Annotated in this window: 23 protein-coding genes; 17 read left to right on the top strand and 6 right to left on the bottom strand. The window is 52.9% G+C overall.

The annotated features are described in order from the left end of the window. Positions 1 to 21: 21 nt before the first annotated feature. From fucI to J1784_RS17420, 9 genes are all read left to right on the top strand, one after another. Positions 22 to 1,797 carry an L-fucose isomerase gene (gene fucI, locus J1784_RS17380; protein WP_195817701.1) on the top strand — a complete coding sequence of 592 codons (1,776 nt, stop codon included), beginning with the start codon at positions 22 to 24 and terminating at the stop codon, positions 1,795 to 1,797. 45 nt (positions 1,798 to 1,842) lie between these two features. Then, on the top strand, positions 1,843 to 3,252 hold the full coding sequence (gene fucK / locus J1784_RS17385; protein ID WP_217150257.1) for an L-fuculokinase: 1,410 nt from the start codon (positions 1,843 to 1,845) through the stop codon (positions 3,250 to 3,252). Between the two features lie 62 nt (positions 3,253 to 3,314). Next, positions 3,315 to 3,782, top strand: a complete 468-nt coding sequence (fucU, locus tag J1784_RS17390) for an L-fucose mutarotase (RefSeq protein WP_195817702.1) — start codon at positions 3,315 to 3,317, stop codon at positions 3,780 to 3,782. Positions 3,783 to 3,795: 13 nt separating this feature from the next. Beyond that, positions 3,796 to 4,542 carry an L-fucose operon activator gene (fucR, locus tag J1784_RS17395; protein WP_119824101.1) on the top strand — a complete coding sequence of 249 codons (747 nt, stop codon included), beginning with the start codon at positions 3,796 to 3,798 and terminating at the stop codon, positions 4,540 to 4,542. Between the two features lie 438 nt (positions 4,543 to 4,980). Beyond that, positions 4,981 to 5,448 carry a PTS sugar transporter subunit IIA gene (locus J1784_RS17400; RefSeq protein WP_238485581.1) on the top strand — a complete coding sequence of 156 codons (468 nt, stop codon included), beginning with the start codon at positions 4,981 to 4,983 and terminating at the stop codon, positions 5,446 to 5,448. Continuing rightward, positions 5,445 to 5,768: a PTS fructose transporter subunit IIB gene (locus tag J1784_RS17405; RefSeq protein WP_217150258.1), complete on the top strand. Its 324-nt coding sequence runs from the start codon at positions 5,445 to 5,447 to the stop codon at positions 5,766 to 5,768. Before J1784_RS17400 ends, J1784_RS17405 begins: the two co-directional genes overlap by 4 nt. 13 nt (positions 5,769 to 5,781) lie before the next feature. After that, complete coding sequence (locus J1784_RS17410; protein WP_119824105.1) at positions 5,782 to 6,885, top strand: PTS fructose transporter subunit IIC; 1,104 nt, start codon at positions 5,782 to 5,784, stop codon at positions 6,883 to 6,885. Positions 6,886 to 6,911: 26 nt separating this feature from the next. Beyond that, entirely contained in the window at positions 6,912 to 9,542 is a 2,631-nt protein-coding gene (gene mngB, locus J1784_RS17415) for a mannosylglycerate hydrolase (RefSeq protein ID WP_217150259.1), read from the top strand. 10 nt (positions 9,543 to 9,552) lie between these two features. Then, complete coding sequence (locus tag J1784_RS17420; RefSeq protein WP_217150260.1) at positions 9,553 to 11,466, top strand: BglG family transcription antiterminator; 1,914 nt, start codon at positions 9,553 to 9,555, stop codon at positions 11,464 to 11,466. 76 nt (positions 11,467 to 11,542) lie between these two features. On the opposite strand, the gene J1784_RS17425 is transcribed toward J1784_RS17420, so the two are convergent. The 3 genes from J1784_RS17425 to J1784_RS17435 all read right to left on the bottom strand — a co-directional run bounded on the left by J1784_RS17425 (position 11,543) and on the right by J1784_RS17435 (position 14,524). Next, positions 11,543 to 13,414: an amidohydrolase gene (locus J1784_RS17425; protein ID WP_217150261.1), complete on the bottom strand. Its 1,872-nt coding sequence runs from the start codon at positions 13,412 to 13,414 to the stop codon at positions 11,543 to 11,545. A gap of 14 nt (positions 13,415 to 13,428) precedes the next feature. Then, positions 13,429 to 13,989, bottom strand: a complete 561-nt coding sequence (locus J1784_RS17430) for an antibiotic biosynthesis monooxygenase (RefSeq protein ID WP_217150262.1) — start codon at positions 13,987 to 13,989, stop codon at positions 13,429 to 13,431. A gap of 118 nt (positions 13,990 to 14,107) precedes the next feature. Further along, entirely contained in the window at positions 14,108 to 14,524 is a 417-nt protein-coding gene (locus J1784_RS17435; RefSeq protein ID WP_120509516.1) for a winged helix-turn-helix transcriptional regulator, read from the bottom strand. A gap of 132 nt (positions 14,525 to 14,656) precedes the next feature. Between J1784_RS17435 and J1784_RS17440 the strand changes: the two genes are divergently transcribed. Then, a complete protein-coding gene (locus tag J1784_RS17440; protein ID WP_217150263.1) occupies positions 14,657 to 15,514 on the top strand; it encodes an SDR family oxidoreductase in 858 nt (285 codons plus the stop codon). 57 nt (positions 15,515 to 15,571) lie between these two features. On the opposite strand, the gene J1784_RS17445 is transcribed toward J1784_RS17440, so the two are convergent. Beyond that, complete coding sequence (locus J1784_RS17445; protein WP_217150264.1) at positions 15,572 to 15,829, bottom strand: biofilm/acid-resistance regulator YmgB/AriR; 258 nt, start codon at positions 15,827 to 15,829, stop codon at positions 15,572 to 15,574. Positions 15,830 to 16,358: 529 nt separating this feature from the next. Between J1784_RS17445 and J1784_RS17450 the strand changes: the two genes are divergently transcribed. Then, entirely contained in the window at positions 16,359 to 16,895 is a 537-nt protein-coding gene (locus J1784_RS17450; RefSeq protein WP_217150265.1) for a P-loop NTPase family protein, read from the top strand. On the opposite strand, the gene idi is transcribed toward J1784_RS17450, so the two are convergent. Both idi and J1784_RS17460 read right to left on the bottom strand, forming a co-directional pair. Further along, positions 16,848 to 17,381: an isopentenyl-diphosphate Delta-isomerase gene (gene idi, locus J1784_RS17455; protein ID WP_217150266.1), complete on the bottom strand. Its 534-nt coding sequence runs from the start codon at positions 17,379 to 17,381 to the stop codon at positions 16,848 to 16,850. The two genes, J1784_RS17450 and idi, sit on opposite strands and share 48 nt — an antisense overlap. Before the next feature lie 25 nt (positions 17,382 to 17,406). Further along, positions 17,407 to 17,826 carry a MarR family winged helix-turn-helix transcriptional regulator gene (locus tag J1784_RS17460; protein WP_217150267.1) on the bottom strand — a complete coding sequence of 140 codons (420 nt, stop codon included), beginning with the start codon at positions 17,824 to 17,826 and terminating at the stop codon, positions 17,407 to 17,409. A 157-nt stretch (positions 17,827 to 17,983) separates the two neighbouring features. On the opposite strand from J1784_RS17460, the gene J1784_RS17465 reads away from it, so the two are divergent. The 6 genes from J1784_RS17465 to J1784_RS17490 all read left to right on the top strand — a co-directional run bounded on the left by J1784_RS17465 (position 17,984) and on the right by J1784_RS17490 (position 25,897). After that, positions 17,984 to 18,571 carry a non-oxidative hydroxyarylic acid decarboxylases subunit B gene (locus tag J1784_RS17465; RefSeq protein ID WP_120509521.1) on the top strand — a complete coding sequence of 196 codons (588 nt, stop codon included), beginning with the start codon at positions 17,984 to 17,986 and terminating at the stop codon, positions 18,569 to 18,571. A 49-nt stretch (positions 18,572 to 18,620) separates the two neighbouring features. Then, complete coding sequence (locus J1784_RS17470) at positions 18,621 to 20,051, top strand: non-oxidative hydroxyarylic acid decarboxylases subunit C (protein ID WP_217150268.1); 1,431 nt, start codon at positions 18,621 to 18,623, stop codon at positions 20,049 to 20,051. Positions 20,052 to 20,080: 29 nt separating this feature from the next. After that, positions 20,081 to 20,308 carry a non-oxidative hydroxyarylic acid decarboxylases subunit D gene (locus J1784_RS17475; protein ID WP_217150269.1) on the top strand — a complete coding sequence of 76 codons (228 nt, stop codon included), beginning with the start codon at positions 20,081 to 20,083 and terminating at the stop codon, positions 20,306 to 20,308. A 378-nt stretch (positions 20,309 to 20,686) separates the two neighbouring features. Then, positions 20,687 to 22,240 carry a peptide MFS transporter gene (locus tag J1784_RS17480; RefSeq protein ID WP_120509524.1) on the top strand — a complete coding sequence of 518 codons (1,554 nt, stop codon included), beginning with the start codon at positions 20,687 to 20,689 and terminating at the stop codon, positions 22,238 to 22,240. A gap of 241 nt (positions 22,241 to 22,481) precedes the next feature. After that, positions 22,482 to 23,861, top strand: a complete 1,380-nt coding sequence (locus J1784_RS17485) for a glycoside-pentoside-hexuronide (GPH):cation symporter (RefSeq protein WP_217150270.1) — start codon at positions 22,482 to 22,484, stop codon at positions 23,859 to 23,861. Then, positions 23,858 to 25,897, top strand: a complete 2,040-nt coding sequence (locus tag J1784_RS17490) for a glycoside hydrolase family 31 protein (RefSeq protein WP_217150271.1) — start codon at positions 23,858 to 23,860, stop codon at positions 25,895 to 25,897. The genes J1784_RS17485 and J1784_RS17490 overlap by 4 nt, the downstream gene beginning before the upstream one ends. The last annotated feature ends 328 nt before the right edge of the window (positions 25,898 to 26,225 follow it).

A 26,225-nucleotide genomic window follows, 5' to 3' on the forward strand; every position in this document is an offset into this window, starting at 1 on the left:
GCGAACAACTGAGGGTCAACCATGAAGAAAATCAGCTTACCAAAAATTGGCATTCGTCCGGTCATTGATGGACGTCGTATGGGAGTGCGAGAGTCACTCGAAGAGCAGACCATGAGCATGGCAAAAGCCACGGCCTCACTTATCCAGAATAAACTCCGTCATCCCTGCGGAGCCACGATTGAGTGTGTGATTGCCGATACCTGTATTGCCGGTATGTCAGAAGCCGCACTGTGTGATGAAAAATTCACCCATCAGAACGTAGGCGTCACGATAACGGTGACCCCGTGCTGGTGTTACGGCAGCGAAACCATCGATATGGATCCTCTGCGCCCAAAAGCGATTTGGGGCTTCAACGGGACAGAGCGCCCTGGCGCCGTTTACCTGGCCGCCGCACTCGCGGCGCACAGTCAAAAAGGTCTTCCCGCTTTTTCTATTTACGGCCATGACGTCCAGGACGCCGGTGACGGGGCGATCCCTGTTGACGTTGAGGAAAAGCTGCTGCGCTTTGCCAAAGCGGGTTTGGCTGTTGCGACGCTCAAAGGGAAAAGCTATCTGTCCGTGGGTGGGGTTTCAATGGGGATTGCCGGATCGATTGTTGACCATCACTTCTTCGAGTCCTGGCTAGGCATGAAAGTGCAATCAGTGGATATGACGGAACTGCGTCGTCGTATTGATGAAAAAATTTATGATGTTGCTGAACTGGACATCGCCATGGCCTGGGCGGACAAGCATTTTCGGTACGGTAAAGACCAAAATGCCCCGCAGTTTCAACGAAATGAAGTTCAGAACCGTGCCGTGTTGCAAGAAAGCCTGCTGATGGCGATGTGCATCCGCGACATGATGCAAGGCAATGCCAAATTAGCCGATAAAGGCATGAGGGAGGAGTCGCTTGGGTATAACGCCATTGCCGCCGGTTTTCAGGGACAGCGCCACTGGACAGATCAATACCCGAATGGAGACACCGCGGAAGCGCTGCTCAATAGCTCGTTTGACTGGACGGGTATTCGTGAACCCCTGGTCGTTGCCACTGAAAACGACAGCCTGAATGCCGTGGCGATGCTCATGGGGCATCAACTGACCGGCACGGCTCAGCTGTTTGCCGATGTGCGGACTTACTGGTCACCACAGGCGGTTCGGCGTGTCACCGGTCAAGCGCTAAGCGGCCTGGCCGAGCATGGCATCATCCATCTTATCAACTCCGGTTCTGCCGCTCTCGATGGCACCTGTAAGCAGCGTGACAGCGAGGGCAGGCCGACCATGAAACCCCACTGGGAGATTTCCCAAAAAGAAGCGCAGGAGTGCCTGGCGGCCACCGAATGGTGCCCGGCGATCCATGAGTATTTCCGCGGTGGGGGCTATTCCTCCCGTTTCCTGACAGAAGGCGGCGTTCCCTTCACCCTGACCCGCGTCAACCTCATCAAGGGTCAAGGACCGGTGCTACAAATCGCCGAGGGCTGGAGCGTGGAATTACCTGATGACGTACACGATATGTTGGATGTGCGGACTAACTCGACCTGGCCGACCACTTGGTTTGCGCCACGCCTTACCGGGAAAGGGCCTTTCACCGATGTGTATTCGGTGATGGCGAATTGGGGGGCAAATCATGGCGTACTGACCATTGGGCATGTGGGGGCCGACTTTATCACGCTGGCGTCCATGCTGCGGATACCGGTCTGCATGCACAATATTGATGAAGCGAAGATCTACCGGCCTTCTTCATGGGGCGCTTTTGGTATGGACAGTGAAGGGCAGGATTACCGCGCCTGCCAAAACTATGGCCCGCTCTATCAACGTTAATCTCTCACGCCCTCGCTTTTGGGGAGGGCGCTTTCAGGAGCACACATGAAACTTGAGGTCATATTGGTTCTCGACTGCGGGGCCACAAACATCAGAGTGATTGCCGTCGACCGCCAGGGAAGGAATGTGGCACAAGCCGCGGTCGGAAATGCCAGCGAAATAGCGTCAGAAAACAGTGCCTGGCATCAGTGGTCATTGGAGGCTATTTTGCAGCGTTTCGCGACCTGCTGCCAGAAACTGGCCACTGAGCTTTCCGATTGCCACATTCGGGGGATGACCGTCACGACCTTCGGCGCAGATGGAACATTGGTCAATGAACAGGGGGCGCTGCTCTATCCTGTCATGAGCTGGAAATGTCCCCGCACGGAATCTGTCATGAAGGGCCTAAATCTGTTCAAACGCCCCAAACAGCTGCAGGAGATCACCGGTGTCGGTGACTTTCGCTTCAATACGCTCTACAAGCTGCTTTGGCTTAAAGCAAACCATCCTCAATTACTGAAACAGGCGCACGCTTGGTTGTTTATTTCCTCACTGATTAACCACCGGTTAACAGGACAATTCACCACGGACATGACGATGGCGGGTACCAGCCAGATGCTGGATATCCATCAACGCGATTTTAGTCCGGACATTCTTGAAATCACAGGACTGCCTCGTCGTCTGTTCCCCCGGCTGGTGGAGGCCGGAGAGAAAGTGGGGACGCTTCAGGCCGATGCAGCATGCCTCTTAGGTCTCCCTGCCGGTATACCGGTCATTGCAGCAGGCCATGACACCCAGTTTGCGCTTTTCGGTGCAGGTGCCCAACCGGGGCAGGCGGTTCTTTCGTCTGGCACATGGGAAATCCTGATGGTGCGCAGTGCGCAGGTGAACACCTCCTTGTTGAGTCATTTCGCCGGTTCCACCTGTGAGCTCGACAGCAGGGCGGGTCTGTATAACCCCGGGGTGCAATGGTTGGCATCCGGCGTGCTCGAGTGGGTACGTAAGCTGATGTGGCCCCCAGAGACACCCTGGCAAACCTTGATTGATGAAGCGCGGGTCATCCCTGCAGGCGCTGAGGGGTTGAAGATGCAATGCGAATTGCTGACCAGTCAGTATGCAGGTTGGCGTGGCGTCACCCTCAACACCACACGCGGTCACTTTTACCGGGCTGCGTTAGAGGGGCTCACGGAGCAACTTCAGCAAAATCTTCAAAGCCTGGAAAAAATCGGTAACTTTCGGGCAGGCGAGCTGCTGCTGGTCGGGGGAGGCAGCCGCAATACGCTGTGGAATCAGATAAAGGCAAATAGGCTGGAGATCCCCATTAAGGTCCTCAGCGACGCGGAAACCACCGTCACGGGGGCCGCAATGTTCGGCTGGTATGGCCTCGGTGAGTTTGCCAGCCCTGAACAGGCACGTGCACAGGTTCACCATCATTACCGTTATTTTTATCCGCAAACTGAACTCAACGCACTCTGAGTGGTGGCGCCACCATGGCACCTCTGATCATGAGCGCATCACGCTATGCCAAGGAGTCTGAAATGTTGAAGACTATTTCACCACTGCTTTCCCCTGAATTGCTGAAAGTCCTGGCGCAAATGGGGCACGGGGATGAGATCGTGCTCTCCGATGCCCATTTTCCTGCACACGGTCTCGGCGTCCCTGTTATTCGTGCCGATGGCGTGCAAATTGGCAGTCTCCTGCGGGCCATGCTTCCGTTGTTTGAGCTCGATAATTACGCTGCGCCGCTGGTAATGATGAAAGCCGTTGAGGGCGATACGCTCGACCCCATTGTCGAAACCCGTTATCGCAAGGCGTTATCAACGCCCCAAACACCGTGCCCAACCATTGTGCACATAGACCGCGTGGCGTTTTACGAGCGGGCGAAAAAGGCCTTTGCGATCGTCGTTACGGGTGAAACCGCGAAATACGCGAATATCTTGCTGAAAAAAGGGGTGACGCCCTGTCTCCTGACCGGGACAACCGAGGACGGAGACGTTTACCCATGACGAAAAACGCAATATGAAAGCCGCTCGCCAACAAACGATAGTCGAGCTGCTCATCCTTCATGAAAATCTCACCACTGAAGCACTGTCTCTTCAACTTCATGTCAGTAAAGAGACCGTCCGTCGTGATCTCACTGAACTCCAGAGGCAGGGGAAAGTGCTGCGCACGCACGGGCGTGCCAAATCTCTTCACCGGGAGAAGGGAGACAGTGGCGACCCTTTTCACGTCCGAATGAAAAGCCACTATGTGCATAAAGCCGACATCGCGCGGGAGGCGCTTAACTGGATAGAAGAGGGAATGGTGATCGCTCTCGATGCGAGCACTACCTGTTGGTACCTCGCCCGTCAATTGCCGGATATTACGTTGGACGTTTTCACCAACAGTTTTCCTGTTTGCCAGGAACTGGCTAAGCGTCAAAACATACAGCTCATCTGCTCGGGGGGGACGCTGCAGCGAAAATACGGTTTTTACGTCAATCCGTCGCTCGGGTCTCAGCTCAAAACGCTCGACGTGGATCTGTTTATTTTTTCTTGTGAGGGGATTGATGCGCGTGGCGCACTTTGGGATTCCAATACGTTCAGCGCAGAGTTTAAAAGGGTGTTGCTTAAGCGTGCTTCACAGTCCCTGTTATTAATGGATAAAAGTAAATTCGACCGGTCCGGCGTGGCTCACATCGGGCATCTGGATGACGTGACGCGCATTATTTCAGATGCCCGGTCCGACGCATGGCACGCGTTATCGACCCGGGGGCCCACGGAGTAATCACCCCCTGACTTTCCGTGACGGCCTACAGAAAACGACAGGGTCGTCCAGTTCCAAAAGGGGGCATGAAAGCTCATCGCGTTGGGTGGCAATGACCCCCACTCCTTTCGTGACACCCAAAGAGGTATGCCACCGTTGTCTCAACGAATACTCAGAGAAAGAGAAAGTCTAGGGCGAAGTGTTATCACAAAAACGTTATTTTCTTTTCAGATGACAGGGGCAATTTCAGCTATTTCATGGCGCCGAATGCGCGGTGCTTTACTAAATAAACGTGACCGGTATTGCATAAAGAGAGAATTCCATGATCGTGCTCGCTATTTTTTTCTCTCCCTAACAAAACATTTCCTGTTTAAGGAGGAAACCGACTGTCTGTTAATACTAAAAATAAGTCCTAGTATCGTATACAACTCAATTGCGTCAACACTTGGATGGAAATGTATGGATATGCTTATTGCTCGTGAAAATATTTTCCTGGATCAGAATTTCAACAACAAAAAGGATATTTTCTGTTTTCTGGCGGCTCAAGCCGTCGCGCAAGGTTGGGCGGAGGATGCGAAGAAAATAGAAGCTGACCTTTGGGCGCGGGAAAACGAGTATTCCACCGGCTTTGAAAGCCAAATCGCCATTCCTCACGCCAAGACCGCGAATGTGATCCATGCGGGTGTGATTTTTATTCGTTTGCAGCAGCCTATCGATTGGGAAAGTTTGGATGAACAACCTGTACAGATTGTTTTTGGTCTCTTAGTGCCTGAATCGGGCGCAAAAAGGTTGCACCTTCAGATCATTAATAGCCTGGCGACTCAGCTCATTGAAGAGGATTTCAGGACCAGATTGTTAACAACAAGCAACAAAGAAGACTTATTCCAATATATGAAATCACGACTCACTGTGGAGGAGAACGTATGAAGATTGTTGGCGTCACATCCTGTATTGCAGGGTTAGCGCATACCCCAATGGCGGCGAAATCTTTGGAAAAAGAAGGGGGGCGTTTAGGGCACCAGATAAAAATTGAGCAACAGGGTGCTATGGGGATCATGAATAAAATCACCAAAGAGGAAGTCGCTGCGGCGGATTTCGTCATAATTGCCGCTGACCGCTCGATTGAAGAAGAAGAGCGCTTTGCTGGAAAAACGATCATCCGGGTGAAAATAGGTCAATGCGTGAGTCATGCCGCTGACGTTATCACGAAATGCGTTGCGGCGGTTGAGGCTCGTCGGAATACATAATAAAGGTGATGTCATGAAAAAAATAATGATAGACATAAAAAATCATTTAATGACGGGTATTTCATTTGCCCTGCCTGTCATTATTTCTGGCTCTCTCATGGTCGCGGTGGCCAAGATAATCGGACTGGCAATAGGAGAGCCGAATCTGGATGTGCTCGCGCATAGCAGTGGTTTAGGAAACTGGTTGTATCTGACGCAGGATATCGGTTTCAAAATCATTGGATTGATGAACTATGTTCTGGGTGCGTATGTGGCCTATTCCATTGCGGGAAAGAAGGGGCTGGCGTCAGGGTTTACAGCCGGTCTCATCGCCTCGCTCACCGGTTCCGGATTTTTGGGGGCGGTGGTGGGGGGATTGTTGGCGGGTTACTCCTCAGAATGGGTCTCCCGCAAGATTCAAATCACCGGTTCTGCCGCGAGCTCCGTCCCGCTGATTATCCTCCCCTTTATTACCGTAGGCTTACAGGTCGTGGTGATGCTGTTGCTGCTCGGGGATGCGCTGAGCTGGATAAACATTTCCCTGATGAGCTGGGTTCAGCACATGACCCAGGACGGCACCAGCACGATTGTGCTTGCCGCCGTTTTGGGCGGAATGATTTGCTTTGACCTGGGCGGGCCTGTCAATAAAGCCGCGTGGGGTACGGGCAATGTGCTGTTTCTCAGTGGCGTCTATCTTCCTGCAATACTTGTGAATGTCGCCATCATCACACCGCCGCTTGGCTATGCCGCTGCCCGTTTTTTACGGCCGAACAACTTCAATCAAACACTCAAAGAAGCCGGCAATGGGGCTGTGATTATGGGGATCCTGGGCATTTCCGAAGGCGCGATCCCCTTTACCTTACGCAACCCAGCACGCCTGATTCCGCTTAATGTCGTTGCGGGTGTCTTGGCTTCGGTGTCGGTTGCGTTGTTTAAGGCCTATCCCATTATGCCGCCGCTGGGCGGGCTTTATGGTGGACTCACTGTCGGTAATCCCTGGGCGTATTTTATTGGCGCTGCAGTCGGCACAGCCGTGATCGCTTTTGGGGCCAATCTGTTGGTCAACTTCAATGACGAAGAATCTGACTCGCCTGTCAGCCGTCAACGTGATGAAGGGATCGATATCAAGTTTGATTGATGTTCGTACTTCGCGAGGGAGGTTTTATGAAAGATAAAATTGTTCACATTTATAGCCACACTCATTGGGACCAGGAGTGGTATTTCACATCTTCACGCTCACGAATTTATTTGTTTAATCACATCAAGAATGTGATCCGTATTTTGCAGAGTAACGATGAGTTCCCCTGTTATCTTTTGGATGCGCAGAGCGCCTTAATTGAAAGTTATCTGCAGTGGGCGCCGGCGGACAAGGAGGTACTGTCCCAGCTCATTGCCGATAAACGGTTACTGACAGGGCCTTGGTATACCCAAACTGACCAGCTCGTGATCCATCAGGAGTCGGTTGTGCGTAATCTCTGGTATGGCATCAAAATAGCGAACGATGCGGGGGGAAGCATGGCGTTAGGGTATGTACCAGACTGTTTTGGACAGGGCGGAAACATGCCGCAAATCTATAAACAGTTCGGTATTCACCACGCCCTGTTTTGGCGGGGTATCGCGGATAATACCCTGTTTGAGACCGAGTTCCTCTGGCAAGGTGATAACGGTGAGCAGATCTTTGCCGTACAAATGCCATGGGGTTATCACTATGGCGGATTACTGGATGAAACCCCTGAAACGATGGCGGCTTTTCTCAGTGAAAAAATGGCAGTGATTGAAGCGCGCAGCGCTCGCCAAAATCTGCTTTACCCGCACGGATTTGATCAGGCACCTATGCGTGAAAACCTGCCGGATCTGGTCAAACAGTTCAATGCCTGCGATCCGGACCGGCATTACCAGATTGGCAGTCCTTTGGCCTTTGTTGAGGCGGTAGAAAAAGAAACGCAAGATGTGCGAGTGCTGCAAGGGGAGCTCACAGAGGGCAAACATTCCCGTGTGCACAAGACCATTTTCTCATGCCGTGCTGACCTGAAAATACTCAATAATGAGATGGAATCTCTTTTAGTCAACACGTTGGAACCGATACTGGCAATCAGCCACACCCTGGGACATGACTACCCATCAAACATCATGGCAGATATCTGGAAGCTGATGTTTTCTAACGCCGCCCATGACAGTATCGGAGGGTGTAACAGTGACACGACAAATCAGGACATCTTCTTCCGTTATAAGCATGCCCGCGATTTAGCGATCAATTTGCTTGAATTGCATACTCGCTTGATAGCGACCCGCACCCCGCGGGAACATGATTACGCATTTACGGTCTTTAACCCGCTGACCAGCAAGGCGTCCCCGCAGGTGACGTTTGAGGCCTGGTTGCCAGGTATTCCCTTTATCTTGCGTGATACGGCAGGGAATGCGATGCCTTACGTGATAGAAGAAGAGACAGACCTGACGCAGTACGTGCTGAATCAAACCATACGACTTAATCCTGGTAAGCCCTACCTTAAGCCGGAAAAGGTCTATCGCACGAAAATCACCGTAAAAAGCAGTGCCTTGCCTGCCCTCGGTTATACCCGATGGTACCTGGATTTTGCAGGAGCAGGCGCAAGCAAAGTGGGGGAAGATAAATCCCCCGTTATTGAGAATGCGTTCTATCGTATTGAAATCGAGGAAAATGGGTTGCTGACGGTTACCCATAAACCCACAGGGAAAAGCTATGGGCGTCAGATGTTACTCGTCGAAAACGGGGATGATGGTGACTCCTATAATTACTCCCCTCCGCGTCAGGACCTACTGGTCACCTCCGAAGGCTGTCTGACGTCTTTCTGTCGGGAGCAGAGTGTCTTAAACCAGTCTCTGCTACTGGAGTATGTGCTGAAGGTACCGCGCGATCTCGATGAGAGGGCGAGAGGGGTAACCACGTCCGCCATGAAGGTGGCCGTCTGCGTGACGCTGCAGCACGACGACATGATCCGCTTTTCTCTCGACGTGGAGAACCAGGTGCTCAGCCATCGCCTTTGCGTCCATTTTGCCACGGACATTATGGCAAACATGTCCTATGCAGATCAGCTGTTTGGTGTGGTAGCCCGCCCCGTTTTACTGAGTAACGCGTTGAAAGTGTGGGAGACCGAGCACTGGCATGAAAAACCTGTCTCGATTGAGCCGATGCAAAGCTACGTGAACCTGCATGACGACGAACATGGCTTCACCCTGCACACCAACGGTGTGCGTGAATATGAAGTGGTCGGGGATTGTTTCGATACCCTGTCCCTCACGCTTTTCCGGTCGTTTGGTTACATGGGAAAAGAGGACCTGCTCTACCGGCCTGGCCGTGCGTCGGGTGAAACGGTCGTGGCAACCCCGGATGCACAATTGCTGGGGCCGCTGGCGTTTCATTTTGGCTGGCGGCTCAACAGTGGATGCTTTGACGCTGCCCAGCATGCGAGACACTCGAAAGCCTTCCTGACGTCTTTCCCGGTCTATCAGGACAGCGATTTCCTTAATGGGCGCCTGCGCTTTTGTTTAAGCGAGGAAGAGCGTACTTATCCGCAGGAATACAGTGTGTGTGAATTGCCTGACAGTCCCACTGATGCCCTGGTCAGCGTGGTGAAATGTGCTGAAGAAAATAAAGGGCTCATTTATCGATTTTACAACCCGAATCTGAACGCGCCGGCGACCCTTCCCGCGTTGCACAATGCCCGGTATGTGCTGCTGGATGAGAAAACGCCGTCGAAGGAAAGGGCAATGTTAAATCCTAATGATATCCAGACCCTGTATGTCGACATTGTGTAAAGGAGGCGCAATGAGACTGTTTGCCAATAGGCGGATACGCGATATTTTCATACAGGTTGCCCAGAAAGCCGTCACGCAAGCCTCGTTAGCCAAAGAGATGAACGTGTCCACGCGAACGATCCGCAGCGACCTGAAAGCACTCAACGATATCATCAGTGAGTATGGTAACAGCCTCATCTACGATCGAAAAAAAGGGTACTCAATTCGTGTGGACAATCAGGCCGGGCACGACACGTTGCTTGAGTTGTCGCAAAGGCCCTGGAAAGAAAAACGGTCAACCGTCGAACGTCGCAGGACATTACTGTCTGCCCTTTTGCACCAGGAGGCGGAAATCTCACTGGAGGAACTCGAGGCAACATGGTTTATCAGCATCTATAGTTTACGAAATGACATTACTTTGCTTAAACGGCATGTTGCGTCCTATGCGCTGAGTATTGTGACTGAAGGCGCCGATAAATTTACCCTCGCGGGGAGTGAAATAGCGGTTCGTCGGTGCATATACGACCACTTGCTCGGTTCTAAAGACGTCGACGAGGATTATCAGGATGTCTTTGGTTCGTTAACGCCTCTTTCCACTATTAAAGTGGCGCTCACTGACTACTTTGTTAAACATGATGTCGTGATCAGTGATGTCAATTTACGCTTTTTCAGCTTGATTTGTGCTATTGCTTGCGAGCGTATTATCCGGGGAAGTTGGTTGCTCGATTATGAATTTACCGACTGTGCGCCCAGGATAAAAACCGTGGCATCGGACATACTATACCTGCTGCTGGCGGGGCAAGTGACGGTTTTACTGCAAAGTGAAATCGATTTTATGGCGATGAATCTCACCGCATTTTGTGCCGTGTCGAACGAGAGTGCTTCTGAGGGTTCACTGTACGACGCTGAGCACGCGGTAATGAACCATTTTTTAACGTACATCAGTGCGTCCTGGTGTTTCGATGTTCGTTATAACGAGATGTCGCGTCAAAATTTGCTCCGACACATTAAAGCCATGCGTCTACGGGTTAATCATGGCATCACCATGATTAACCCGCTGATCGACCAAATCAAACGTCACTATCCGCTGATGTATGAGTTGACGCTCGCTGCTTTCAGTGAGGTAGAACCGCTCTTTTTTTCGAACACGATCAGTGATGATGAGATTGGCTATCTCGTCATGCATATCGGTGCCATCCTCGAAGAGACGCAGTTGAAAGACGAGGGGAGGAGGATCACTGCTTTAATCGTCAACGAACAAGGTGAAGCGTCGACCAGGATGGTTTGCCAGAAAATAGTCAGGATGTACCCGCACATTGTTATTGCAAAGTGTATTTCGCTTGAGCAATACAAAGCGATGGGCAATGTTGAAAATGACATTGTCATCAGTTTTGTGGACATTGAGGAAAAAAATAAACGAGTGATCAGTCTGCCTCCTTTGCCTGAAAGGTGGCAACTGGAGAATATGAAATATTTTTTAAATGATGAAACCATTCCCCCCGCCGCAACGGTGAATTATTTCTCTGCAGAACACTTTTTTGTGTTCGATAACCCCAACCCGACGAAGTCGTCAATCATCCGCTTTCTGGCATCGCAGTTAGAATTAAAGGGGAGGGTAAATCCGCATTATTTAAGCTCGGTCATGGAAAGAGAAGAGAGGGCATCTACATTACTGGATGACAAAATTGCCATCCCTCATCCTTTGGGGCTGGTGGCCTTAAGCACAATGGTCACGGTGGCAATATTCCCTCAAGGTATTGAGTGGGATGAGGGGAAAAGAGTGAAGTTGGTGTTTATGTTGGCCATTAGTGAGGATGCTTTTGTGGATAGTATGATCATTTATGACTACCTAACGAACATTCTTGATAACGACGTTATCGATCATTTAAGCCAGTGTTTAACATTTACCGATTTCATGTCTTTGTCGAAGAAGTATTTTCTCTAACACGGCGTTGAATTCATTTCTTAATTTAAGCAGCAAGGCCTGCAATGCAGGCCTTGGGTATATTATTGCGAACGGATCAGAACGAGAAGCACGAACATCCCAGCGCGCCCCAGAAGGCGTTGTCGTTGGAGACCGGAACATCGGACCCCCGGGCGATGTCATGGCTGTGTTTATGCACGCCACACGGACCGGCGCACTGATGTGCCTGACGAACCAGCCCGACGCGCGCCGCACCTTCTGGCGGGGCAGAGCGGTAGTGGCCCGGCACTTTGGTGACCGGCGACCAGTCTGGTAAAACCGGGATTGCAGGAGGTGCGAGCGGTGAGAAACTGCCTGCCGCGTAAACCACTTTGCCGTCCACCACGGTCATCACCGATTCAATGCCCTTGATGCGTTCTTCCTGCACGCTGAAGAAATCTTCAGAAAGCACCGCCAGATCTGCCAGTTGCCCGGCTTTGATCTGCCCCTTTTTTCCCTGTTCACTGGAGAACCAGGAGCTGCCCTGCGTCCACAGCATCAGCGCAGTTTCGCGGTCAATGCGCGCATCATCGTCATACATCGCCATACCACCGACGGTGCGGCCAGAAACCAGCCAGTATAGCGCCGTCCACGGGTTGTAACTGGCCACGCGGGTGGCATCGGTGCCTAGCCCGACCGGCAGTCCGGCGGAGAGCATTTTCGCCACCGGCGGCGTATGTTTAGTGGCTTCGATACCGTAACGGTCTGCGAAATATTCCCCCTGGAACGCCATGCGATGCTGAACCGCAATACCACCGCCCAGCACTTTCACACGTTCAATATTCCGCTCGGTGATGGTTTCCGCATGGTCAAAGAACCAGTGCAATCCGTTGAACGGAATGTCTTTATTCACCTTTTCGAAGACATCGAGCATACGGCTGATCGACTCATCATAAGTGGCATGCAGGCGGAACGGCCAGCGGTGCTCCACCAGATGACGCACCACGCGCTCCAGCTCAACTTCGGTACCCGGCGGTAGGTCCGGCCGCGGTTGCAGGAAGTCTTCAAAGTCAGCGGCGGAGAACACCAGCATCTCGCCCGCGCCGTTGTGGCGGTAGAAGTCGGTGCCTTGTCCCGGTTTGAGCATATCGGTCCACATTTCAAAATCTTCCAGCTCATGCTGTGGCCGCTGGGTAAACAGGTTGTAGGCGATGCGCACGGTCAGCTGATTTTTCTGATGCAGCTCATCAATAATCTGATAATCCTCAGGGTAGTTCTGGAAGCCGCCGCCCGCATCAATCGCGCTGGTCAGGCCGAGACGGTTCAGTTCACGCATAAACTGGCGTGTGGAATTCACCTGCTGCTCCAGCGGCAATTTCGGGCCTTTTGCCAGCGTCGAATACAGGATCATCGCGTTCGGTTTGGCGATCAGCATACCGGTCGGATTGCCGTTGCTGTCGCGCTGGATTTCGCCGCCCGGCGGGTTCGGCGTGTCTTTGGTGTAACCGACCACCTTCAGCGCGGCGCGGTTAAGCAGGGCGCGGTCGTACAAATGCAGGATAAACACTGGCGTGTCGGGTGCTGCCTGATTGATTTCTTCAAGCGTTGGCATCCGGCGTTCGGCAAACTGGAATTCCGTCCAGCCACCGACCACGCGTACCCATTGCGGGCTGGGCGTGCGCAGCGCCTGTTCTCTCAGCATCCGCAACGCATCGGCCAGAGACGGCACGCCTTCCCAGCGCAGTTCCAGATTGTAATTCAGCCCGCCGCGGATGAGATGCAGGTGCGAATCGTTGAGACCGGGAACCGCCGTGTGACCGTGTAAATCCACCACCTGAGTGGAGGCATCCGCAAACTGCATCACTTCATTTTCGGTACCGACAGCAAGAAATTTGCCGTCTTTAATCGCCACCGCGTTAGCCAGGGGTTTCTCCCGGTCAACGGTGTGAAATTTGCCATTAATCAGGATCAGGGATGCAAAACTTGTCATTGGAAAAGCTCCTGTTATTGCGCGGAAGAGCGCGTCAGCCATGAATGGAAAACTCGGGTAATGATGGGCATCCAGAGGAAAACCACCAGCGCAACGACGGAGGCATCATTGAGTAAATGACCGCCTTCCGTGCCTTTAAGCTGTGGCAAAAACTGCCCCCAGAACCAGGGCACAATGTGGGTCGAAGGGTAAATCACCAGCAAGGTCAGCAGATATTGTTTCCAGCGGGCAGGCGGGCGAACGGTCGCACTCGGCGGAGTAAACCAGAATTCTGCGCCGGGGCGCACTTCGGTGCTGTCTTCCTGTAACAGCAGCGGGCTGACTTCTGCCACCAGCTGTTTACGCAGTTCGGAACTGTGCCAGGCATTGAGATTTTCCAGCGTGTCGAAGCGCACCAGAATGGTATACGGGTCACCGCTGCGGCTTGGACGGATGACGTTGACGCCCAGATGTCCGGGGAACGTGCTCGCTTGCGGCATGATTTTGTTCAGCCAGGCTTCGTACTGCGCCTCGCTGGCCGGGGCAATTTTATGCGTGATGACGAGCGTAACGTGTTGGTTATGGGACGGGGACATACATCACCTCAGCTGATTTAAATGAAAGCATTTATCGAATCAATGAAATGATGTTAGTCGGCGGGTTGAATCAATGATAGGCGAGAATTTTTGCGTTCTTGTTAAGATTTTTTGAGGGTTATTCTTCGCCGACCACGCGCAGTTCACGCTGCCTGAGAATGCGGTGCAGATTAAACTCCAGCCAGTCGGCCAGCCCGGCAACCTGGTCTTTCATCTCAAGTCCGAGAGGCGAGAGACTATACTCAACGTGCGGCGGCACCACCGGAAATGAATGCCGGTCAACAAAGCCATCTTCTTCTAACGCCTGTAAGGTCTGCGCCAGCATCTTTTCGCTGATGCCACCGACTTTACGGCGCAGTTCGCTAAAGCGCAGCGTTTCGTCGCACAGGGCAATCAGGATCAATAAACCCCAGCGGCTGGTGACGTGGCGCAAAATCTCGCGGGAAGGGCAATTTGGATCAAGGACTTTCCCCTGACGGATTTGCTCTGACAGCGGCAGGCGTGATTCAAACGGGTCTGACGGAATTATTTTCATACTTACCTTTTGGTGCGTACTTACGAAAAGTAAGTGTATCGCATAGGATGTCTTCACGGCGACGAATTTCGCGTCTTGCAGAACATAAACCCAGAATATGAACAGTGTGTCGAACCCTTCAGGAGAATAAATATGATCGCAGTTACCGGTGCTACCGGCCAGTTAGGCCGCCTTGTTATTGCCGCACTTCTGAAAAAAGTGCCCGCTAATCAAATTATTGCCGCAGTGCGCAGCCCTGAAAAAGCCAAAGATCTGGCAGATTTAGGCGTTCAGGTTCGCCAGGCGGATTACAGCCAGCCGGAGACGCTGGATTCAGCGTTTAAAGGCGCAGAGAAACTGCTGCTGATTTCCTCAAGCGAAGTCGGTCAGCGCGAAGCGCAGCACAACGCGGTGATCGCGGCGGCGAAACGTGCGGGCGTGAAACTTCTGGCTTATACCAGCCTGCTGCACGCGGATAAATCTCCGCTGGGTCTGGGCACCGAGCACCGCGCGACCGAAAAAGCGTTAAGGGAATCCGGCGTTCCTTTTGTCCTGCTGCGTAACGGCTGGTATACGGAAAACTATGCCGCGAGCATTGCTCCGACGCTGGCGCATAACGCCTTTATTGGCTCCGTCGGCGAAGGAAAAATTGCTTCCGCAGCGCGTCAGGATTACGCCGAAGCGGCAGCGGCCGTTCTGGTGCTCGATAATCAGGGCGGAAAAATCTACGAACTGGCGGGGGACGACTCTTATACCCTGGCGGAATTCTCAGCCGAAATTGCACGTCAGTCCGGCAAAAAAGTCGATTACGTGAATCTGCCGGAAGCGGAATTTGCGAAAGCGCTGCTGGGTGCGGGTTTACCGGAAGGTCTGGCGAATATGCTGGCAGATTCTGATGCGGGCGCAGAGAAGGGCGGTCTGTTTGATGACTCTCATACATTGAGCAAACTGATTGGTCGTCCGACAACGCCGGTAAAAGACGTGATTGCCGCGACGTTAAAATCACTGTAATACGTTAGGACACTTTTCCGGCCTGTTAACATTTTACGTAACAGGCCGGTGGTGATGTTAAATCACGTCATCCTGCGTGGAGAGCAACACCAGCTCCAGCAAATTGCGGCAACCCTGCTGGTTGCTGACGTTAGACTCCTGCTCCAGCTGGCGCAGCAGCCCTTCAATGATCGCTTTATTACTGACCGGATACCGGTTGTTTAATAGCCCTGAAACGATGGTGCCGAGGATCTCGACTTCGCTCAATGTTGGGGTTTCACGGACTTTGAAATAATCACTGATTTCTGTAACTGTTTGTTCTGCTTCGAGTTGCATGTAGACCTCCTCAAACTTCTCCGCGAATTTCATCGCCGGAAAAGTGCCTATTGCCAGTCAGAAAAGAGAATATTGTGAAGCGTTTCTTCACAATCACCGTCCCTGTTCATCCCGTGATTATTTTATACAAAAATAAAATTCAGCCGTAAAAAAAACCTTTGGAAGAAGGGAAATCCAATTTTTTCTTCCAAAGGCCAGGCCGAAACTGCCCGTAAAAGACGGACTAATGATGAAGCAGGGGTAGAAGAAAGTTATACAATGATTGCAAATATGTACAGGTATGGATGTGAAAAATCTCAGATAATGTTGCTAGCAATGGATTAAAAAGCACGAAAAGCTCATTTCTTTATGCTGCCAATACATTCACGGTATGAGTTAGTTCCGTGAGTTATGGTTAAGAAGGTGATTTATGTGGCAGCCTTTGCATCAGTATTTCTGCATCTGTACAACCGCTTACGTCTGCGGCAGAATAGTCGCCCTTTTTTTGCGCTATCTGGCGAATTCTGCGGCGGCAGACAGGAGATTTTCGGTGAGAATTAACGTCATCGGTACCAGCGGCAGCGGCAAATCGACGCTGGCGCGCGGCATATCTGAGAAACTGAATATTCCCTATATTGAACTGGATGCGTTGTTCTGGCGGGCTGACTGGCAGGGTACCCCTGACGAACAATTCTTTGCCCGCCTTGAAGAGAGATTGGCGGCCAGCGACAGCTGGGTGATTGACGGCAATTACAAACGCACGCAGCCGGTAAAATGGCGCAATATCGATCTGATCGTGTGGGTGGATTATTCGTTCGGACGCACGGTGTGTCAGGCAGTGAAACGGGCGGCCACGCAGGCGTGGGGCAGGCAGGAAATCTGGGCGGGAACGGGGAATTGCGAGACGTTTCGCAAAAGCTTTTTCAGCCGGGATTCGATCATCCTGTGGACGCTGAAAACGTACAGTAAAAACCGCCGCCAGTATGAGGCCTTACTCAGTGACCCCGGCTGGCAGCATGTCCACTTTGTGCGTTTACGCTCACCCCAGCAGACTGAGGTTTTTCTGCGTAATCTGACCGAGCTGTAACACCATCCACGGGCTGAATGCCCACGGCGTGGTACGCACACTGCTCAGTAAATCTTCCGGTTTCACCCATTGGTAATCCATCACTTCAGACTCCCGCGGAGCCGGGGGCTGGCGGGTGAAGGCGGCAAAAATCGGGCAGAATTCGTTTTCGACAATGCCGGAAGCATCGGTGGCGTAATACTGAAACTCATCAATCAGCGGGGTGATATTTTCCACCGGCAGGCCGAGCTCGTACTGGCAACGGCGCGAGACAGCCGCCTGCAAGGTTTCGTCGGGCAACGGATGTCCGCACACCGAATTGGTCCAGACGCCCGGCCACGCGACTTTGCACAGAGCACGGCGCGTCAGCAGAATTTCGCCACGTTCATTGCGGATGTAGCAGGAAAAGGCCAGATGCAGCGGAGTATGGCCGGAATGTACCAGCGTTTTATCCATGGTTCCAGATGGCCGATTTTGCACATCCAGCAACACGACTTCTTCAATCATAAAAACTCCCGTAACTCCTTAACTTTCAACTCTCAGCTTCAAGCATTTGCCTGAGCAAACGCACCAGATGCTGCTGATCGTCAGGAGATAATCTTGCTAAAAACTCGGTATCCACCTGCTGACTGACCGGCTGAGTTTTCGCCAGAACGGCATTGCCCTCTGCAGTCAGCGTAATAAAACGACGACGCTTATCTGCCGGATCAGCCTGGCGGACTAACAACCCGCGTGATTCCAGCCGTGACAGCATTTCTGCCAGTGTGGCCTTACTGCTGATCGCCACACCGGTCAGCTGCACCTGCTCAATTCCCGGATTTTCAGCAACCGAGCGCATCACGGCGTATTGCGGTTTGGTCAGTTCCGGGATGCATTGCTGCCAGCGTGCAGTGTGCTGCTGGAATACCTTACGCATTATATGAAAGGCTTCCTGTCTCAATTGTGTGCTCATCATCAGTTTCCGCTGTTCTTATTGCTCTGCGGCTATTTTAGCAACCTCTGAGGAATGAATGCGACAGACCATTGCGGTGATTTGAAAAGGAGTATAAGGTAAAAATCATTCGTATACGAACAATATACTCAAGAATCATCATCTGTGTGAGGCCGGAATGAAACTGATTATCGCAATGACGGGCGCGACGGGCGCTCCGCTGGCAGTGACGCTGTTGCAGGCACTGCGGGAGATGGAAGGCGTGGAAACGCACCTGGTGATGTCGAAATGGGCGAAAACCACGATTGAGCTTGAAACGCCGTACACCGCGCGAGAGGTCTGTGAGATGGCCGATTTCACGCACAATTGCGCCGATCAGGGGGCCACGATTTCTTCGGGTTCATTCAAAACGGACGGCATGATCATCATCCCGTGCAGCATGAAAACGCTGGCGGGGATCCGCGCCGGATACGCCGAAGGTCTGGTCGGGCGGGCGGCGGATGTGGTGCTCAAAGAAAACCGCAAGCTGGTGCTGGTTCCGCGTGAAACCCCGCTCAGCACCGTTCACCTTGAAAACCTGCTGGCACTGTCCCGCATGGGGGCCGCCATCGTGCCGCCGATGCCGGCTTACTACAACCATCCTGAGACTATTCAGGACGTGACAGACCACATTGTCACCCGCGTACTCGACCAGTTTGGCCTTGAATATCATCGTGCTAAGCGATGGGCAGGGTTATCGGCAAGGAGTGACGGCGTCACTAATTAGTTTCTAAAACGTGTTAAATCTACCCCGCACTACGTAAAGGAGAATCGAGATGGCTTTTGATGATCTGCGCAGCTTTATGCACGCACTGGATGAGAACGGACAGCTGCTGAAAATCACCGAACAGGTGAAAGCGGAGCCGGATCTGGCCGCAGCCGCGAACGCCACAGGCCGGATCGGCGAGGGCGCACCCGCCCTGTATTTTGACAATGTGGAAGGATTCACCGACGCGCGTATCGCCTTAAATACCCTCGGGTCCTGGCCCAATCACGCCATTGCGATGGGATTACCGCCTTCCACGTCGACCAATGAACAGATTGCCGAATATATCCGCCGCTGGGATACGTTTCCGATAAAACCTGAGCGCCGTGAAAATCCTGCGTGGGCAGAAAATACCGTCGACGGCGAAGACATTAATCTGTTCGACATTCTGCCGCTGTTTCGCCTAAACGACGGCGACGGCGGTTTCTATCTCGATAAAGCCTGCGTGGTATCCCGCGACCCGACGGATCCCGACAGTTTCGATAAACAGAATGTCGGCATTTATCGTATGGAAGTGAAGGGCAAGCGTAAGCTCGGGCTGCAACCGGTGCCGATGCATGACATTGCGCTGCACTTACATAAAGCGGAAGAGCGCGGCGAAGATTTACCGATAGTCATCACGCTGGGTAATGACCCGATTATCACGCTGATGGGCGCGACGCCGCTGAAATATGACCAGTCTGAATATGAAATGGCGGGCGCACTGCGTCAGGCGCCGTATCCGATTGCCACCGCACCGCTGACCGGTTTCGACGTGCCCTGGGGTTCAGAAGTGATCCTCGAAGGAGTGATTGAAGGGCGTAAACGCGAAATCGAAGGGCCGTTCGGCGAATTCACCGGGCACTATTCCGGTGGCCGCAACATGACCGTGGTGCGTATCGATAAAGTGTCTTACCGCAATCATCCCATTTTTGAATCGCTGTATCTCGGCATGCCGTGGACTGAAATCGACTACCTGATGGGACCTGCCACCTGCGTGCCGCTGTATCAGCAACTCAAAGCCGAATTCCCGGAAGTACAGGCGGTCAACGCCATGTACACCCACGGTCTGCTGGCAATTATCTCCACCAAAAAACGGTACGGCGGTTTTGCCCGTGCCGTGGGGCTTCGCGCAATGACCACACCGCACGGTCTGGGTTACGTGAAAATGGTGATTATGGTCGATGAGGATGTGGATCCGTTTAACCTGCCGCAGGTGATGTGGGCGCTTTCCGCCAAGGTGAATCCGGCGGGCGACCTGGTTCAGCTGCCGAATATGTCCGTGCTGGAACTGGATCCGGGGTCATCGCCGGCGGGGATCACTGACAAACTGATCATTGACGCCACCACGCCGGTCGCACCGGATAACCGCGGTCATTACAGCCAGCCGGTACGCGATTTACCGGAAACCAAAGACTGGGTCGCCAGACTCAATTCCATGCTGGATGAGCGCAAAGCCTGAGCATTTACCGACTCTATTAAGGAGTGATTATGATTTGTCCACGTTGTGCCGATGAGCATATTGAACTGATGGCCGTGTCGCCGGTAAAAGGCGTCTGGACCGTGCATCAGTGTCAGCATTGTTTATACACCTGGCGTTCCACCGAACCTTTGCGACGCACCAGCCGCGAACATTATCCCGAGGCGTTCCGTATGACGCAGGCGGATATTGATAATGCGCCGATGGTGCCGTCGATCCCGCCACTGCTTGCGGAGTAATGTTGTTTTCTCCTCCCTCTGAAAAGGGGGAGTAAAATGTTTCAGAAGCCGTTTTTCCGCAAATTCAGCTGAACATAAATTTCTCGCTAAAAATTGGCTTCTGTAATCTCTAAGATAATTCTTTAAATCAATCAGTTAATACCTCTCTTTGCTCGAAAACCTCCCCTTTTTTATCCAAAACAATCCCGTATTTTTGCCATCATAAACTCTGTAAAGGTAGACAGTTGTCGACTTTTCCTCTAAAAGTTCTGCAGTTATCGCCAGACAAAACTAGTTTCCAATGGCAAGTAATAATTTCTGAATGTTAAAGAGCGGCGAAATCATAACCGCCAGGCATTGAGTTTTTACAAACACTACGACACACCTTTTGGAGAGTTTATGCATTCCTCTGATCACAAAAACGAGAGCCGGACGTTCTTCGGTCATCCTTATCCGCTGGGTTCTCTGTTCTTTACAGAAATGTGGGAGCGGTTCTCGTTTTACGGTATTCGTCCCTTACTGATCCTGTTCATGGCGGCCACGGTTTATGACGGCGGCATGGGGCTGGCGCGTGAAAACGCATCGGCCATCGTCGGTATCTTTGCCGGTTGTATGTATCTGGCGGCGTTGCCGGGTGGATGGCTGGCCGATAACTGGCTGGGTCAACAGCGGGCAGTCTGGTACGGCTCGATCCTGATTGCGCTGGGTCACCTGTCGATTGCTTTGTCGGCTTTCATGGGCGACAACCTGTTTTTCATCGGCCTGATGTTTATCGTGCTGGGTTCCGGCCTGTTCAAGACCTGTATTTCGGTCATGGTGGGGACGCTGTATAAGAAAGGCGATGCGCGCCGTGACGGTGGTTTCTCACTGTTTTATATGGGCATCAATATGGGTTCCTTTATCGCGCCGCTGATTTCCGGCTGGCTGATAAAAACGCACGGCTGGCACTGGGGCTTTGGCATCGGGGGTATCGGGATGCTGGTGGCGCTGATTATCTTCCGCGTGTATGCCGTTCCGGCGATGAAACGCTATGACAGCGAAGTCGGTCTGGATTCAACCTGGAATAATCCTGTCGCGAAGAAAAACGGCGTCGGCGCTTGGCTGCTGGTACTGGCAGTGGGTGTGGCGGTCGTCGTGACACTGATTGCGCAGGGCGTGATCGTCATTAATCCGGTCGCTGTCGCCAGCGTGCTGGTTTACGTGATTGCGGCTTCCGTGGCGCTGTACTTTATCTATCTGTTCCTGTTCGCCGGGCTTAACCGCAAAGAGCGCGCCAGACTGCTGGTTTGCTTTATCCTGCTGGTTTCCGCTGCGTTCTTCTGGTCTGCGTTTGAGCAGAAACCGACCTCGTTCAACTTGTTTGCGAATGACTACACCAACCGTATGATCGGCGATTTCGAAATCCCAGCGGTCTGGTTCCAGTCCATCAATGCGCTGTTTATCATTCTGCTGGCCCCGGTATTCAGCTGGGCATGGCCGATGATGGCACGTAAGAACATTCGTCCGAGCAGCATCACCAAGTTCATCATCGGTATTTTGTGCGCTGCGGCAGGCTTTGGCCTGATGATGATGGCAGCGCAAAACGTGCTGAGCAGCGGTGGCGCAGGCGTTTCGCCATTCTGGCTGGTGGGCAGTATTCTGATGCTGACGCTCGGTGAGCTGTGTCTGAGCCCGATAGGGCTTGCGACCATGACGCTGCTGGCGCCGGAAAGAATGCGCGGTCAGATGATGGGGCTGTGGTTCTGCGCCAGTGCGCTGGGTAATCTGGCGGCGGGTCTTATCGGCGGTCACGTGAAAGCCGATCAGCTGGACATGCTGCCTGATCTCTTCGCACGTTGTTCTATCGCGTTGCTTATCTGCGCCGCAGTGCTGTTCGTGCTGATCATTCCGGTGCGCAGAATGCTGGAAAACGCGCAGACCAAAACTGAGCAGAAGCCAGTGACCCACGCCTGACGGGCAGTGGCGCTGTTCATCACGAATAGCGCCGGGTACGAAAAACAAAAATGAGGGGGTCTCCGGACCGCCTCATTTTTTTTCTTCTTATCCATGTTACCGGTATCACATTAATCAAAAAACATAAGAAATTTATAACATCTCGCAATTGTGACTGCCTTTTAACCATTCTATAACAAGTCCTCGGGCCACGGACGGACTGACTTTTTTGTGTTTAACCCTACAAAAGGCAGGACGAAAAATGACGGCGAAGTTATCCGTAAAAGAAAAAATCAGCTACGGTCTGGGGGATATGGCGAGCCATATTGGCCTGGATAACGTGATTATATTTTTGACGTTTTATTACACCGATGTCGTGGGATTACCGGCGGTGTTCGTCGGGACAATGTTTCTGGTCGCTCGTGTGGGGGATGCGATTGTTGACCCTGCAATGGGGCTGATTGCCGACCGCACGCAGACCCGTTTTGGCAAGTTCCGCCCCTATATTCTCTGGCTCGCGCTGCCATTTGGTGCCAGTTGTTTACTGGTTTACGCGGTGCCGGAATCGCTCTCGCTGGGTGGCAAAATGGTCTACGCCAGCGTCACCTATTGCGTGATGATGCTGATGTATACCGCGATCAATATTCCTTACTGCTCTATGGGGGCTATCATCACGCCGGATAACACCCAGCGTATTTCGCTGCAATCCTACCGCTTTTTCCTCGCCACGCTTGGCGGCGCGATGTCCACGTTCCTGATGATGCCGCTGGCAGAAATGATGGGCGGCGGCAATAAACTCGACGGCTATTTCGGCGCGATGGCTGTAATGGCGTCGATTGCCGTGGTGATGTTCCTGCTGTGTTTTATCAATACGAAAGAACGTATCAGCGCACCGCCAACGCACGAGAATTTCCTCTCCGATCTGCGCGATTTAGTGCGTAACGATCAATGGCGCGTGGTCGCGGCGCTGATCTTCTTCAACATCTCGTTTGGTGTCGTGCGTCTCGGCGCGATGATGTATTACGTCACCTATTATCTCGGTAACGCCAGCTACTTTATGTGGCTGCTGGCGGCACACATTATTGGCAAAAGCCTCGGCAGTTTGCTGGTCAAACCGCTTACCCGCAACCGTAGCAAACTGGCGGCATTCACGCTGTGCGCCATTCTGACCGGTGCGCTGAGCGCGGCGATCTTCTTCGTTCCGGCGTGGATTTCCCTGCTGGTCGGCATGACGTTGCTGGTGTCCACGTTCTATCAGGTCACGACCACGCTGATGTGGGTGATGATGTCCGACGTGGTGGATTACGGCGAATACAAACAGGGCAAACGCATGGACGGCACCGTGTTCTCGACCTTGTTGGCGATCCTGAAAATGGGGATGGCGGTGAGCGGGGCGGTGGTCGGCTGGACACTCGGCATGAGCGGTTATGTGCCGCACGCCGCGCAGCAAAATACCGCCGCGATGCTGTCCATTATCGCGCTGTTCTCACTGGTGCCGGGCGTGCTCTCGATGTTCAGCGCGCTGTCGATGCGCTGGTACAAACTTAATGACGCCACCATGAAACAGATTAACCAGTCCAAAATTTCACGGGAACACGAGCCTGTCCCTCAGGCCACCTTGCATACACAGGAGTCCGCATGAGCGAATTAATCGCCGAAAAAAACCGTATCCTCTGGCATTTCGATCAGCAAACGCTGGTGATTGAACCCTGGGGTGAAAACAGCCTGCGCGTTCGCGCCACCTGCCGACCTGAGCTCAATGATCATCTGTGGGCGCTGCTGCCAGCGGACAGTCAGCCGCAAACCGACATCAGCCGCGGCACCGAAACGCTGAGTATCCGCAACGGCAACATTACGGCGACGGTGAATATCAAAGGGCAGCTGGCGTTTTATAACCAGCGAGGTGAGCTGATCCTCGAGGAGTTCTGGCGTCAGCGTTCGACGGTCGGTATCGGCGCGACGGAGAAGAGTCAGGACAAATACATCAGCGCGCTGAAGATGGATGCCCGCGAATTCAAGGCCATTCCGGGCGGCAAGCATCAGCTGACCGTGCGTTTTGAATCACGCCCCGATGAGAAAATCTATGGCATGGGCCAGTACCAGCAAAGCTGTCTGGATCTGAAAGGCTGCACGCTGGAACTGGCGCAGCGCAACTCACAGGCCAGCGTGCCCTTTATGCTTTCAAGCCTCGGATACGGCATGTTGTGGAACAATCCGGCCATCGGCGAGGCGACCTTCGGCAAGAACATCACTCGCTGGGAAGCGCAGGTCACGGAGCAGATGGATTACTGGATCACATCCGGAGACACGCCAGCAGACATCATGCATCAGTATGGCCGTGCGACCGGCACCGCGCCGCAAATGCCGGAATACGCCACCGGTTTCTGGCAATGCAAACTCCGTTACCGCACGCAGCAGGAAGTGCTCGAGGTCGCGCGCGAATATAAACGCCGCAATCTGCCGATATCGGTCATTGTCATCGACTTCTTCCACTGGCCGAATCAGGGGACATGGTGTTTTGATCCGGTGGACTGGCCGGATCCAAAAGCCATGGTGGCAGAGCTGAAATCACTTGGCATCGAAACCATGGTGTCGGTCTGGCCGACGGTAGACAGCCGCACTGACAATTATAAGCAGATGAAATCCAAAGGTTATCTGGTGAATACCGACCGTGGTGTGTCGGTGAATCTGGATTTCCTCGGCAACTGCACCTTCTTTGATGCCACACATCCCGGCGCGCGTCAGTTTGTCTGGGAGAAAGTGAAGCAAAATTATTACGATCTGGGTATCCGTACCTTCTGGCTTGACGAAGCGGAACCGGAATACCGCGCCTATGATTTTGATAATTATCGCTATCACCTCGGGCCGGTACTGGAAGTCGGCAACATTTATCCGCAGAAATTTGCGCAGGGTTTTTATGACGGTTTACAGCAAGAAGGCGAAAACGAGATCGTGAATCTGGTTCGCTGCGCCTGGGCGGGCAGCCAGCGATATGGTGTGCTGGCCTGGTCCGGCGACATTCACTCTTCCTTCCACGCCTTGCGCAATCAGATTGCTGCGGGTCTGAACATGGGACTGGCGGGCATTCCGTGGTGGACGACGGACATCGGCGGGTTCCAGGGCGGCAATGTGAACGATCCGGCGTTTCAGGAGTTGCTGATCCGCTGGTTCCAGTGGGGCGTATTCTGTCCGGTCATGCGGTTACACGGCTACCGTGAGCCACAGATCCAGCCGCCGGAACCGTGGCGCGATGGCATCGCCCAGTGCAACAGCGGCGCACCGAATGAAGTCTGGAGTTATGGCGAAGAAAATTACGAACTGATGAAAAGCGGATTATTCCTGCGCGAAAAACTGCGTCCGTACATCAGCCGCGTCATGCAGGAAGCCCACGAAAAGGGCGATCCGGCCATGCGCACCCTGTTCTATCAATACCCGCAACAGCCGGAAAGCTGGCAGGTGGAAGATCAGTACCTGCTCGGCGCAGATATTCTGGTCGCGCCGGTACTGCATGCGGGTCAGCGCGAGCGGAAAGTGTGGTTACCGGCAGGAGAAACGTGGGTGGCGTTGAATGGCGAACGGTATGAAGGCGGAAGGGCGATTACGGTCGCCGCGCCGATGAGTGAAATCCCGGTGTTTGTAAGGGAAGGGGCAGACCCGACTGCACGGGCGATTTTGTAATTGGGTTGCAGATAGCCGCTGCAATGAGGCGGCTGTTTAGAACAGAAAGGTGATAGTTTCGGTTTCTTAATAACTGTTATCACCTGGCCTTTGGCGCCGAACCGAACCGAGCAGAGGGGAAAGGCTTTTCCCTTCTGCTCGCCCTCGCTTTTTTAATGCCAGCTGCGCTCGCTGTGTATGTTTCATGTAACACAGTGATAGCTGCAATATTCCGCCGCTGCGCGGTGCCCTCCGTGCGGGTTACAACCCGCGCAAACTACCGCGATCTGACCGCTCTCCCAGCCCGCAGTGCAACTGCAAATCGATTTATCACAAAACTGTTAACTCT

Origin of the sequence: Rahnella ecdela, assembly GCF_019049625.1 — a bacterium.
In the GTDB taxonomy this organism is placed as follows: Bacteria; Pseudomonadota; Gammaproteobacteria; order Enterobacterales; family Enterobacteriaceae; genus Rahnella; species Rahnella ecdela.